18 protein-coding genes are annotated in these 11016 nt (G+C 62.3%); 12 read left to right on the top strand and 6 right to left on the bottom strand.

From position 1 onward, the window contains the following. The 3 genes from lepB to IFR14_RS20490 all read left to right on the top strand — a co-directional run. A partial coding sequence (gene lepB, locus IFR14_RS20500; protein ID WP_191942226.1) for a signal peptidase I occupies positions 1-518 on the top strand: 518 nt, incomplete at its 5' end. A 123-nt stretch (positions 519-641) separates the two neighbouring features. Continuing rightward, the gene (locus tag IFR14_RS20495; protein ID WP_191942225.1) at positions 642-1439 is read left to right on the top strand and encodes a DUF6414 family protein; all 798 of its coding nucleotides are present in this window, start codon (positions 642-644) and stop codon (positions 1437-1439) included. 279 nt (positions 1440-1718) lie between these two features. After that, positions 1719-2450, top strand: coding sequence for a DUF4238 domain-containing protein (locus IFR14_RS20490; protein ID WP_191942224.1), 732 nt, complete (start codon positions 1719-1721; stop codon positions 2448-2450). A 201-nt stretch (positions 2451-2651) separates the two neighbouring features. Here IFR14_RS20490 and IFR14_RS20485 read toward each other — a convergent pair whose 3' ends face one another. Continuing rightward, positions 2652-3023 carry a hypothetical protein gene (locus tag IFR14_RS20485; protein WP_191942223.1) on the bottom strand — a complete coding sequence of 124 codons (372 nt, stop codon included), beginning with the start codon at positions 3021-3023 and terminating at the stop codon, positions 2652-2654. Here IFR14_RS20485 and IFR14_RS21600 point away from each other — a divergent pair. From IFR14_RS21600 to IFR14_RS20470, 3 genes are all read left to right on the top strand, one after another. Continuing rightward, the gene (locus tag IFR14_RS21600; protein WP_446728103.1) at positions 3001-3489 is read left to right on the top strand and encodes an abortive infection family protein; all 489 of its coding nucleotides are present in this window, start codon (positions 3001-3003) and stop codon (positions 3487-3489) included. The two genes, IFR14_RS20485 and IFR14_RS21600, sit on opposite strands and share 23 nt — an antisense overlap. After that, on the top strand, positions 3476-3784 hold the full coding sequence (locus tag IFR14_RS20475; protein WP_191942221.1) for a hypothetical protein: 309 nt from the start codon (positions 3476-3478) through the stop codon (positions 3782-3784). Before IFR14_RS21600 ends, IFR14_RS20475 begins: the two co-directional genes overlap by 14 nt. Before the next feature lie 319 nt (positions 3785-4103). Beyond that, the gene (locus IFR14_RS20470; protein WP_191942220.1) at positions 4104-4721 is read left to right on the top strand and encodes a flavin reductase family protein; all 618 of its coding nucleotides are present in this window, start codon (positions 4104-4106) and stop codon (positions 4719-4721) included. A gap of 301 nt (positions 4722-5022) precedes the next feature. On the opposite strand, the gene IFR14_RS20465 is transcribed toward IFR14_RS20470, so the two are convergent. The 4 genes from IFR14_RS20465 to IFR14_RS20450 form a co-directional block, all read right to left on the bottom strand. Continuing rightward, complete coding sequence (locus IFR14_RS20465; RefSeq protein ID WP_191942219.1) at positions 5023-5526, bottom strand: hypothetical protein; 504 nt, start codon at positions 5524-5526, stop codon at positions 5023-5025. 88 nt (positions 5527-5614) lie between these two features. Next, positions 5615-5848, bottom strand: coding sequence for a hypothetical protein (locus IFR14_RS20460; protein ID WP_191942218.1), 234 nt, complete (start codon positions 5846-5848; stop codon positions 5615-5617). Positions 5849-5966: 118 nt separating this feature from the next. Then, positions 5967-6641: a toll/interleukin-1 receptor domain-containing protein gene (locus IFR14_RS20455; RefSeq protein WP_191942217.1), complete on the bottom strand. Its 675-nt coding sequence runs from the start codon at positions 6639-6641 to the stop codon at positions 5967-5969. 123 nt (positions 6642-6764) lie between these two features. Further along, on the bottom strand, positions 6765-7034 hold the full coding sequence (locus IFR14_RS20450) for a hypothetical protein (RefSeq protein ID WP_191942216.1): 270 nt from the start codon (positions 7032-7034) through the stop codon (positions 6765-6767). Between the two features lie 210 nt (positions 7035-7244). Here IFR14_RS20450 and IFR14_RS20445 point away from each other — a divergent pair, with 210 nt between their 5' ends. The 6 genes from IFR14_RS20445 (at position 7245) to IFR14_RS20420 (ending at position 9981) form a co-directional block, all read left to right on the top strand. Further along, positions 7245-7475: a hypothetical protein gene (locus IFR14_RS20445; RefSeq protein WP_191942215.1), complete on the top strand. Its 231-nt coding sequence runs from the start codon at positions 7245-7247 to the stop codon at positions 7473-7475. 207 nt (positions 7476-7682) lie between these two features. Further along, positions 7683-8711, top strand: coding sequence for a hypothetical protein (locus tag IFR14_RS20440; protein WP_191942214.1), 1029 nt, complete (start codon positions 7683-7685; stop codon positions 8709-8711). A 19-nt stretch (positions 8712-8730) separates the two neighbouring features. Then, complete coding sequence (locus IFR14_RS20435) at positions 8731-8991, top strand: hypothetical protein (protein WP_191942213.1); 261 nt, start codon at positions 8731-8733, stop codon at positions 8989-8991. Positions 8992-9266: 275 nt separating this feature from the next. After that, positions 9267-9461: a hypothetical protein gene (locus IFR14_RS20430; protein WP_191942212.1), complete on the top strand. Its 195-nt coding sequence runs from the start codon at positions 9267-9269 to the stop codon at positions 9459-9461. Between the two features lie 129 nt (positions 9462-9590). Next, positions 9591-9791 carry a hypothetical protein gene (locus IFR14_RS20425; protein WP_191942211.1) on the top strand — a complete coding sequence of 67 codons (201 nt, stop codon included), beginning with the start codon at positions 9591-9593 and terminating at the stop codon, positions 9789-9791. Next, the gene (locus IFR14_RS20420) at positions 9778-9981 is read left to right on the top strand and encodes a hypothetical protein (protein ID WP_191942210.1); all 204 of its coding nucleotides are present in this window, start codon (positions 9778-9780) and stop codon (positions 9979-9981) included. Before IFR14_RS20425 ends, IFR14_RS20420 begins: the two co-directional genes overlap by 14 nt. A gap of 342 nt (positions 9982-10323) precedes the next feature. Here IFR14_RS20420 and IFR14_RS20415 read toward each other — a convergent pair whose 3' ends face one another. Continuing rightward, complete coding sequence (locus IFR14_RS20415) at positions 10324-10650, bottom strand: hypothetical protein (protein ID WP_191942209.1); 327 nt, start codon at positions 10648-10650, stop codon at positions 10324-10326. Positions 10651-11016: the final 366 nt, after the last annotated feature.

The following is an 11016-nucleotide window of genomic DNA, read 5'->3' as shown; positions in this document are numbered from 1 at the left end:
TACCCATCGAGCGAGGAGACATCGTCGTCTTCACAGATCCTGGCGGCTGGCTAGCCCCGAAAGCGGAGCCCAGCAAGGAGCCGGCGCAGGCGGCCCTCGACTGGGTCCTGCAGGGCATCGGCCTCGCCGCCGATGACGCGAACGACCACCTCATCAAACGGGTCATCGGTCTTCCCGGTGACCATGTCGTGTGTTGCAACCCTCTCGGCCAGATCACCATCAACGACGTGCCAGTCGACGAACGCAGCTACATCAAACCCCACGGCGAAGGAACCGCGGCCTCCTCGGTGACGTTCGACGTGATTGTTCCTCCAAACGCGCTCTGGGTGCTGGGCGACAACCGCAGCAACTCCCAAGACTCCCGCTACCACCTGACGCTGCCAGGGAAGGGCTTTGTCCCGATCGACAACGTCGTCGGGCGCGCCATCCTGACCACCTGGCCAACTGACCGATGGAGCTGGCTCGACAACCACAGCACCGTCTTCCTCGGCGTCCCCGCGAGCGTCAACGACCAGTAGAGCTGCGCAAGCCCGTTCGCCGCCGCGTCGTGGGCTCGCAGAGCAAACGTGCGCACATGAGTGCTACACGAGGGCACTTAGATCGCGGACGCCGTGTCGGCACCAGTGGGTAGCCTGAGGCTCATGTTGCGAAACTTCCTGTACCTGAACGAGTCCACCTTGAACGGCTACCTCAGCGCGCTCGAGAACGGTCTCAGGACCTCGGCTGATCACCGCGCGTCCAAGTCGAACTCGATCTCCGGGAAAGCAGGCCTCGGTGGCGTCGGAGCCGAAGGGGAGCGGCTCACCGGCGACGAGGTCAACCAGTCCTACACCGACACCGCAGAAGCCAGGTTTGAGCGTTTCCTAGCCGGGGTCACAGAAGAGCCAGAGCGTGCCGACTGGATCGACATCGTCAACGCCGACGACGATCTTCCCGAAGCATCGCGCGGGTCGCTGCTGGAGTTCGACTGCGAGATCTTCGTGCCACAGATGATCCGCGCGTTGTCCCGCTCGAGCGGCATCGGCAGTGTGATGACAACCATGGGCGACCTGGCACCGTTCATGAACGCACTAGGCAAGGAAACGCCATCGCTGCCCTCTTCAGATCAGCTCGGAGCGTTGTCTGCGTTCTCTGAACGATTCGGTGACGACCTGGTCGTTGTCGGGGAGCGTGATGACACAGACTGGCGCGTGGCGGGACGGTTGATCGCGTCATCGATCCGCGACGACGAGTTCGACGGGGCGGCGCGAGTCGTCGGCAAAGTCACACAGGTGCTCCGAGCTGGTGAGCACAAGTCGCTCATCGCTATGCCCGGCATGAACCTGCTGAGTAGGGAGCAGCGCCGAGCTCAGGAGAAGGCCGGCCCGAAAGACGGCGAGGAAGGAAATTGGCTGCAAGGGCCGGCACTCATGCTCGACATCCTCGCCGTCTACCGCTAGCTGACGACGGCTCGTGTATCGCGCGCCGGCCCGGTGGCCTCAGGGAGACGTTCGGACGCGTCAATGGGCTGCCCCACCTGGACATCGAGGTCAAACAAGTCTGCTGAGATGTCAAGCGCGCCTGGGCGCGTTGTAGCTTCTCCGCTCCTGCAGGAGCGGAGCTGGTCAGCGAACCTGTACAGGACGACCGCCTGAGGATGCCTGCTAAGACTGCCCTCCGTCGCCGGCGGAGAACTCCGATGCCCCACATGCCCTACGGTGACTCGTTGGGGGTTCCTCATGACAGTCAAGCGCGGGCACATGGTGTCCAGGGGATACATCAGTGCGTGGGCCGACGATCGGAATCGCGTCGAGGTGATCGACGTGCAGGATGGGCGGGGCTTCACCACCGCATTGGGAAACGCCACCGTCGTGAGCTATGTCTACGACCCGAACGTACTGACCCACGATCTGGAACGGGCTTACTGGAAGATCGAGGACGAGGGCATTCCGGTCATCGCCAAGCTTCGCGACGACGAGAAACAGCTCAGCAGCATTGAGCGCACCGCGCTCATAGCGTTTCTCGACATGCACCTCGAGCGCGGGCGGTACGCGGATCTAGTGAAGCTGCGCGTGCCGGCCGTACTACTGATGAAAGACGGCACGACCGAGGACGCTGAGCTCGCCCTTGGAGACGTGATGACACTGTCGCAGTCACACCCGGACGTTTTCAGGCTTTCCAGCCTGCCGCTCGATCAATGGGCGTGGAATGTGATCGAGGCTGCGGGGCTGGCCACAGGTGATGGGGCAGTGCTTCTGTGGCGTCCGACGAAGGACGCCGACATCTGCACTATTTCCTTCCCCCTTTCCCCTACACGCTTGCTGGTTATCGGACAGGCCCTGCCTGACGGAGTTCCCCTGAATGCTCGGCTTGCGCAGAACAGCCGGCGGTGGGTCGTCGGCACAAAGGGATCGCTCAACCTTCAGTGGGCCAATGCCCCCAGGAGCTCGCAGGCGGGGTCGGAAAACTAGCCTCTCCGCACGGCACTAGCTCACGTCTGGCGCGTCTCTGCCGAGTACGGCAGCCACGTCGACGTCGGGGAATTCTGCTTCGTTGATTACCAGGGGGAACGCTTTCATGACCTCCCGGAAGGTCGAACGAACGAAAGCCCCCGGGGCAAGTTCGCACGACTGGCGCCACCCTTTGACCCGGTGGCGCTTGTCAGATACTGCCTACTTCCGCGTCCACTGCACGGATTCGCCGTTCGACCGGGCATTCGGCGTAATCGAAATCTTCGTCACGTTGGTACCGATGTAATAGGTAAGTCTCGTCTGGTTACTTGCGCTCCAGAGCTGCTGCCCCGCCTGGTTGTACAACTTGATCGAGAACGGCGCGTTGGAGTTCCCGACGACCGTAGCGAACACCTCGAGGTTGAATGCCGAGTGCCCGTTGGCGTAGTTGAGGTTCAGGGTGGGATCGCTCGCTGACAACGAAACTGAGCCATTGGCTGCGGACGAGTTCGCAGCCTCCGCCGGCGCAACCGTGCCGAAGATCAGCCCTACGCTCAACACAGCGGCTGCGATGCCGGTAGTGACTCGCTTCATTAGAATCCCCAATCGTCATGTCAGCACAGAACCCCACATCACCCCGTGCGAGGTGAGTGTGACATGCACGTGCACCCATTGCAAGGAACTCCTTAAATCACAGTGCAAGATCATCCTGTCCGCGTTCGGCCGCACCCCGAACGAGAGAGACGGCCCGCCCGCGCTGCATTCAGAGACGGCAAGAATCCTAGGCATCTACGCCGGTTCGGTTCCTGATAGCCCTCGCGCATCAACAGCTGTCCGGAGCATGTTTGGCTGCCTGCAAACTCTTGTCCGAACCATCGCGGAAGCCCGCAGCTCGATGGGAACCGGGCACGGGCGCGAATCGGAGAGCCCCGCGGAACCCAGGCACGCAAGGATGGTGTTCAATGCCACTGTGTCGCTTGCAGAGTTCGTCGCATCAACCTGGGCCACCACGAGCGTGATACCCGGACAACACAAAGGAGAGCACCATGGATCTCGATGAGTTGCTTGCGCAACACGCGGAGCTACGTCGTCGATGGCTGACGAACGGATCTCTCGCAGTTGACACAGACCTCTTCTGGTGGAGAACTCCAGAGATGAGAATTCGTCTGAGCATCGCCGAGCAGCCCGGGAGTGAAGGGCACATCGAGTTCACGTACGACACGACCTACATCCAGGACGGCACCGACGATCTGCCGGCTCACTCGTTCGTCGACGGGGGTCTTCTCAGCACGGCGCGACTGCGGCGCTGGCTGCTCGAGATCGACTCTTCGTGGCCGTCTGACAGACGAAGGTAGCTCGGGCCCAAGACCAACAGAACTCCCACGGATCTGCCATTCGTGGAGGCCCGTGGGCTGGCCGGGTGAACTCGATGCCATCATTTGCCCATTCGACACAGCCACACCCGAGGACAACGCGCTTTGTGGGCGACCGGCCAAATTAGGCTGATAATATATATTATGTCAGTGATGCTTGAGTGGGCTGGCTCATCTGGATACGCCAGCCGCATCCCCTCACTCGCTAGTGCTGGCGGGATCAGCCGATGCGTGCGCGATACCCTTGGGATCACTGATCGCCTAGAGCTCTTCTTCGTCCGTCGATCGAACCGGAGGACTCATGACCCACACTCACTACGCTGCTGGGGACACTACCCATGACGAGTTCTACCAGCTGCTCACCGACGTCATTGTCCCAAGGCCCATCGCCTGGATCTCCACCACCTCCGCTGACGGCATCGACAATCTGGCACCACACTCATTTTTCACTGTCGCCGGCGTGAATCCTCCGATCATCCAGTTCACGTCCGTCGGTCGGAAGAACACGCTCACCAACATCGAAGCGACTCGTGAATTCGTGGTCTGCCTCGCGCCAGAGCCCCTGTTCGAGCAAGTCAACGCGACAGGGACCAACTTTCCGCACGACGAGAGCGAGTTCGATCGTGTCAGTATCGAGCGAGAGCCTTCGAGAACAGTGAAACCGCCCCGCGTCAAGAGATCACCGGTCGCTTTGGAGTGCACACTCCACACCATCGTCGAGGTCGGCGATTGCTTCGTTGTCATGGGCCAAGTCGTCCACGCCGTCGTCGACAGCAGCACCATCGTTGATGGACATCCCGACATCAACAAACTCCGCCCCCTCTCCCGGCTCGGCAAGAACGAATGGGGCCTCACTCCAGCCACCCGGGAGATCACACGCATTCCGTTCAACCAGTGGCCCGGGCACTACGGGACCTGAACAGCAGCTTCCTCGGACTGCAACAACTGCAGGTACAGCTGGAGAGCCCCTAGTCACGGATCGGGGCATACGGTCACATCATCAGCAGTGAGTGAAGCTGCGGGAAAGGCTCACGTGAAGCTGCGCATCGACGGCCCGTGGTCAGGGTGGTCAGGACACACCATCGCCCAACTCTCCGACGGCTCACTGTGGCGTCAAGACGGCCTCTACTACGAGCACCACGACGCCGATGACCCCGAGGTGGAGACACCTCTACTTGGCGGTTATCTCCGGTGAAACGCCCGGGCAAGATCGTCACGACCTAGGGGCCTCGTGGAGTGGTGTCCTCGACGGTCGCGGCGGTGAAGGACGACACTCGATCGTGAGGCACAACCGTGTCACACAGCGCGGTGTAGTTCATCCAGTCGTGGCTCCACCGGTAGCTCTTGGTGACTTTGCAGCGTACAGATTCTCCGTTCGTTGGATCGCTCACGATGATCGTGAATCGCGGAGCGAACGGTGAGCTGTAGTCGAGGCGGTCGGCGCGAAGCTTGACGAAAGACTGGAGGTAGGGCCGGCCGGTGTGGTCGGCCCCTTCGTCTGTGACAAACTCCGCTCCCGGGGCGACTGCGTAGGACGGTGAGACTGGCCCGGCCGCGATCGTGAGCCCCTGGACGGTCGTTTGCTCGGGAGGCTGCGTCGCAATGGAGACGACCACAGCAACCGTGGCGGTGATCACCACTCCGATTCCGATCCCAATCATCTCCGGCACCTTGCCCGGGAGGTTGACGGTTTTCCGGCGTGTGGTTCCCGTCGAAGGGTTCATTCCTGGCCGTCCCGACGTGTGAATGACTCGCCTCAAGAAGCGCTGATGGTTGTGATTATGACAGTCTGGGTGTTTCCTCTGTGGAAAACTACTCCAGCTTGACGGTCTGACCGAACACGTCATGAAGCTTCTGCAGGACCGAACTTTGGTCGTAGCTTCCGAGACGAACGTCCGTCGTCTTGCCCGTAGCAAACGTGAGTTCGAGGAACACCGTAGGCCGGCGGTCATGACTCAACGTCTTCGTTGCAACAGCAGCAATGTGATCCGTGTTGTAGTAAACCCACTCATTGCCATCGCCTGGCCGCGCTCTGAACCATGCCATGTTGCCCCCTCGTTCTCGGGCCGACCCCCGGCCCGTCCTCGCACTCTACAGGGGGAGCACGCGAAGGCAGAGGGTGCAGTTCAAACCGCACCCTCTGCCTTCCCCGAGTCACATCTCTCTAGACTTCAACCTCGATCCGCACCGACTCGGCCAGCAGCTCAGCGACCTCACCGAGTGACGAGTCCTCGGTGCTCAGTCCGGAGCGAGAGGCCAGCAGCGGGCTGACGTCCCGCAGTTCGTCATAGGTTGCGCCATGCGTGACGGGGATGAGCCGATCGGTGGCAAGCAAGGCAGAGAGTTCCTTGTCCGCGATGCCCTCCGCATTGAGCCGGGCGAGCAGCTCCGGAGTAACCAGAACGATCCCGATTCGTGAGTTCTTCAGACCCTTGTCAATCTCGCGGAGAAGCGACGAGCCGAGGGGCACGTCCTTCTCGCTGAACCAGACCCGCACGCCGAGAGCTTCCAGCAGGTCGTGCAGCTCCTTCGCTGCACCCTTCCGGTCGTCCCATGCGTGGCAGAGGAAGAGGTCGCGAAGGTCGGGGTTTCGCTTCGCTTCTCGCTCGACGACCCGACGGACAGTATCGAGCGTTCGCCGCTGGGCAACTGACGCGGATCCCCCTCCGCTTGACCGGACGGATCGACTGGGGGTGGACGATGACCCGCCGCCGCTGGGGTACCGCGGCGCCGGCCTCGGAGGGTTGTAGGAGTATCCCCGGCCGGAGGATCCGCCGTGCACGGGACAGTTCGCCCCGCCGCCTCGGATGTGGCCTTGAACTGGTGCATTGCATCGCATGAGCGATCTCTTCTCTTTCGTTCGCTCTCGCGATGTGGTTCAGAGCTCGGGGTAGCTCTGAGGGTGGCTAGGGGCCATGGCACCCGCGCTGTCGTCGTTGACCACGGATGCTGGCGAGGGTTCTTAGAGGGAGGACTTCCCGATGTGGATGATGGCGATGGTGCCGTCGTCGCGTTCTTCCCAAACGATGAGGTCGTACTCCTGCCGGCCTTCGATCCAGACATCCGTGAGCCAGACGTCGTGCTGGTCATCACGGCGGGCGCCCGAGCGCCCCTTGCCGCTGTCGATCACCTCCAGTGCGTCCTCGAGGGCGGCAGAGCGCGCGGGATTGCGCTCCTTGTGGAACGCGCGGGCCTCAGAGGCGGCGCGGGTGAAGCTCAGATTGTCGGTCATACCCCCCAGTCTACACCACACCTGTGACATTGTTACAGCGTTACGGGTTGACAACGTAAACGAGTGACGTATGGTTAAGGGGTGAACCAGTGATGCATCACTAGGAACACTGCTTATCGCAACGTCTGTCGCCAGATCTCGCAGACGTCACATGCGCATACAAATCAAACTCACCCAAGAAGAACCACCACTCCCGAAGGACGAGACTCCATGTCCAACGCAACCGTCACCACCATCAGACTCGACAACCGCAAGCGCGCCAACCTTGCCTCCGCCGCACAGGCCGAGTTCTACACCATGACCACCGAGCCAAGCGGCCGTATCATCCTTGATCCCGCCGTGGTCGTCCCTCGCATCGTCGAGGACTTCCGCAACAATTCGGAGGCGCTTGCAGACCTTGCCGCCTACCGCGCAAACCCAGACGATCTGGTCAGCGGGTAAATCCCACGCAAACAAAAGCGGACGGCCACCAACTGGTGGCCGTCCGCTTTTGTTTGCGTGCGTACGTTCAAGGACGTTCCGCGATCGCCACCGGTACATTCCAGATAAGGGAAAACCCCACAAAGAGCGTTGAGCGCTCGACATGCTGATTTAGGGAAGGCTAACCTCAGTTTTGGGTGCAGATTGCGCCCATTACAGGGGGTATGAATGTCCACGCTGAGACGTACCATCGGCATTGCGGGAGTCGGGGCGCTCTGCGCTTCCGCGCTGCTGGGTGCATCAACTGCCGCTTTCGCGAACGAGCAGGACCCGTCCGCTGACATCCTCGCCGCGGTGGAGGAAGTGGTACCAGAAACCTTGGATGCCGCGGCACCGGCTAGCAGCACGGATGCCGAAGCTTCGCAGTATTCATCCGAAGGAACAACCGTGACCGTCCCGTGGGCGGCCACCGAGGATGTGACACTCAGCTCGCCAATTCACGATCTCTCCGTAACGCTTCCGTTCGCTGAAGAAGCAGGCACCGGAACCGTCGTCGATGAGGGCGTGACGGCATTCGACAACGGCAACGCCTCGACGACGGTCCCGGTAGTGCGCGAGGACGGCAGCCTCCAGATCCTCACGGTGATCGATAGCGCCGACGCACCGACCAGGTACGACTACGGCTTCTCCGTACCCGACGGTGGCGCGATGACGATTCGTGAGGATGGAGTCGTCATCATCACGGACGCGGACGGCGGGTTCGCCGGCGGAGTCGCACCAGCCTGGGCAAAGGACGCCAACGGCGCTCCGGTACCCACTCACTACGAAGTCACTGGCAAGACGCTGACACAGGTCGTCGAACACAACACAGAAACCGCGTTCCCCGTGGTGGCTGATCCTTGGGCCGGCATCACGCTCTTCCAGAACTTCCGGCGCGACTCCTATTCCGGGGACTACCGCTACAACGCCTTCGTCACACCGCTGGGTGCTGCCGTTCTGAGCGGTGGCGGAGGAGTCGGCGGTTACATCGCTGGCCAGGCTGTCTTCAATGGTGCAGGCTGGGACGAGTGGAAGGCCGCATTCGGAGCAACCGCAATGACCAATAAGGCAACCCTCCTCAACCAGTACAACTGCCACGTCGCATCCGGATCATATGGGCTCCCCTTCACCGGCGAGTACAACCTCGAGCGATTCCGCACCAATCGATCGAACTGGACGGCAGGTGTCGTCCTTCACCGATGCAACTGGACGCCATGATCCGACAGGAGTCGCTCCAATGAAGAAGATCATCATCTCCTCGATCGTCCTGGCCATCGCCGGGGCTGTCACCACCGCTGGGTTCTTGGTCGCATCCGGGCTCCAGTATCGCGACCAGGAAGAGCAAGGATTGGAGCCCGGATACACGCCAGCTCCCATCGTGCTCGGGATCGAAATCGGGCTGTGGGCCTTTGGAATCGGAGCCCTCATCTTCGCGGTCGCCGGCACGATCGCGCTGCTCCGACGCGCAAAGCGTAACGCCGCCCCACCGAACAGCTAGTCGAGAACAGCGAGAAAGAAAGCACGCCTGCAACAACTGCAGGTACGTCTGGGGAGCCCCGAGTTGGATCGGGGCTCCCTTCCGACTTTCTGCCGTCCGAACTAGCGTCCCGTGCGCTCCTCGTATCCCGACCACCCCGCGTCGACGAGAAGCCCGACCGGGCACTCGCCTGCTGGGCCTGATGATGGGGCGTTGCCCCTGCCAGCCATGCGCCCTCCCGGGATACGGTCACATCATCATCAGCAGCAGTGAGTGACGCTGCGGGGAAGGCTCACGTGAAGCTGCACATCGACGGTCCCTGGTCAGGGTGGTCCGGACACACCATCGCCGAACTCTCCGACGGCTCCATCTGGCGCCAAGAAGGCCTCTACTACGAGCACCACGACGCCGATGACCCCGAAGTCAGGATCACTGAGGGCATGATGACGGTCACGGGGATGCGCCGGTCAGTACCCGTCCGACGCCTCTAGAACCACCGCCGAATCACAAACACCACTCCCCCGCTGGCGGGTGAGATTCCGACCAGATCCGTGCCCATCGCATCACACCCGAGCAGGGCCGCCGTCTCTCAGCTGACCCCACTGAGCAAAGGCCCACCCATGACCACAAACACGCCCCTCGCCGGCACAGCGCACCTCGAGATCTTCGTCTCCCCTCGAACCGGCGACAACATCCACGTCATCTGCTGGTGCCCCATCGCGCACGACCACAGCTACGCGGACTGGCAAGCAGCCGGCCGCCCCGACACCAGCGGATACCTCCTGGTCTCCGAACCCGCCACAGCCCATGCAGCAGCCTGAACCGTCCACCGGCATGACCTATGTCGACAGCCCAATGACACCAGCCGGGCACTGGGCGCAGCTCGGAGCGTTCATCGGGATCCTCGCCGGCGGCATCCTGACGACCCTCATCGCCATCAGCGGCACCGTCGTCGCCGCCGTCGCGATGACCATGATCGCTGGCACCATCTTCATGAGCCTCATCCGCTGAACCAGCCCACCGCGCCGTCAGCTCGAGCTCGAGGCGACAAGGGTGAGATACGACGGGGATCACCCACCCCGACCGCCAGAAGCTGTCAGACTTCCACCATCCGCGGCGCCCACGCCTCCCCCGACGAAGGCGCCGCGGTACCACCATCGAACGCTTCGCCCCATCGCCCTCACGAGTGGACACCACTCCCCCGGCAGCAGATCACAGCCGATCGACCGCGGACGCATACACCCACGCGCGACGACGTGTCCCATCACGAAGCTCGAACCGGCCCACGCTGCCCGATCCGTGACACCGGCCAGCCCTCGCCCTGACGGACCGGCTTGGCCCGTGGGGCAACGATCATGGCCGGTCGACGCGCGGTGTCGCGTCCGCCGGCCTGGTCACCGCAGAACGCCACACCCAAGCCTCTTGGAACCCACCGCCGTGGGTAGGAAACCGCACGAGCACGGCGCGATCGTTGAAGGCGATCGCCTCTCCCTCGACCTGCACGGCCTGCTCGGGGTATCGCACCCACGCAAGCACGCGCGCCGGTTCGTCTGGGGTGTGTACACCCGGCCCGCTCGACCGGCGCTCCTGCTCGGTGAGCGACACTGGCTTGGGCCTGGTGACGGCCGCGTTCACGGCCGCCCGTGAGACGTCGGAGCCGTAGCGGCGATTCGATCCCATCACGCAAGAATAGAACACATGTTCGAATCTAAGGAAAGCTCGCCAGCGATGGCTCGCAGAGTGGCGGCACGCCTGGCGGCACGCCTGGCGGCACCACTCCCCCGTCGGCCTCGACCTCGGTCCTGTCAGCTCCCTAGCCATCGACCTCTCGGTAGAGAAACACTGCCACCGTGTTGTATCTCGTTCCCGTGGTTACCCACGGTCTCAAGCCTGGCCACGTCGCCCAATACCTCGACTGGCACCTTCGCCGGCGAGGCACTGGAAACTGCCTGGAACGCATACAACCGAGAATTTGGTGTCGAACGGCATCCCTGACAGTTGCAGCTTGATATCAAATCAGTATCGTCGCAGAGCGCGTCAGCGCTG

It is taken from the genome of Plantibacter sp. CFBP 8775, assembly GCF_014839505.1.
Classification (GTDB): Bacteria; Actinomycetota; Actinomycetes; order Actinomycetales; family Microbacteriaceae; genus Plantibacter; species Plantibacter auratus.
The sequence above is the reverse complement of the archived record's forward strand: the minus strand, read 5'-3'. Positions and strand labels throughout refer to the sequence as shown.

Coding starts and splice junctions, on each gene's coding strand:
- IFR14_RS20495 (WP_191942225.1), top strand. CDS start 642: ATGTTGCGAAACTTCCTGTACCTGAACGAGTCCACCTTGAACGGCTAC.
- IFR14_RS20490 (WP_191942224.1), top strand. CDS start 1,719: ATGACAGTCAAGCGCGGGCACATGGTGTCCAGGGGATACATCAGTGCG.
- IFR14_RS21600 (WP_446728103.1), top strand. CDS start 3,001: ATGCCGGTAGTGACTCGCTTCATTAGAATCCCCAATCGTCATGTCAGC.
- IFR14_RS20485 (WP_191942223.1), bottom strand. CDS start 3,023: ATGAAGCGAGTCACTACCGGCATCGCAGCCGCTGTGTTGAGCGTAGGG.
- IFR14_RS20475 (WP_191942221.1), top strand. CDS start 3,476: ATGGATCTCGATGAGTTGCTTGCGCAACACGCGGAGCTACGTCGTCGA.
- IFR14_RS20470 (WP_191942220.1), top strand. CDS start 4,104: ATGACCCACACTCACTACGCTGCTGGGGACACTACCCATGACGAGTTC.
- IFR14_RS20465 (WP_191942219.1), bottom strand. CDS start 5,526: ATGAACCCTTCGACGGGAACCACACGCCGGAAAACCGTCAACCTCCCG.
- IFR14_RS20460 (WP_191942218.1), bottom strand. CDS start 5,848: ATGGCATGGTTCAGAGCGCGGCCAGGCGATGGCAATGAGTGGGTTTAC.
- IFR14_RS20455 (WP_191942217.1), bottom strand. CDS start 6,641: ATGCGATGCAATGCACCAGTTCAAGGCCACATCCGAGGCGGCGGGGCG.
- IFR14_RS20450 (WP_191942216.1), bottom strand. CDS start 7,034: ATGACCGACAATCTGAGCTTCACCCGCGCCGCCTCTGAGGCCCGCGCG.
- IFR14_RS20445 (WP_191942215.1), top strand. CDS start 7,245: ATGTCCAACGCAACCGTCACCACCATCAGACTCGACAACCGCAAGCGC.
- IFR14_RS20440 (WP_191942214.1), top strand. CDS start 7,683: ATGTCCACGCTGAGACGTACCATCGGCATTGCGGGAGTCGGGGCGCTC.
- IFR14_RS20435 (WP_191942213.1), top strand. CDS start 8,731: ATGAAGAAGATCATCATCTCCTCGATCGTCCTGGCCATCGCCGGGGCT.
- IFR14_RS20425 (WP_191942211.1), top strand. CDS start 9,591: ATGACCACAAACACGCCCCTCGCCGGCACAGCGCACCTCGAGATCTTC.
- IFR14_RS20420 (WP_191942210.1), top strand. CDS start 9,778: ATGCAGCAGCCTGAACCGTCCACCGGCATGACCTATGTCGACAGCCCA.
- IFR14_RS20415 (WP_191942209.1), bottom strand. CDS start 10,650: ATGGGATCGAATCGCCGCTACGGCTCCGACGTCTCACGGGCGGCCGTG.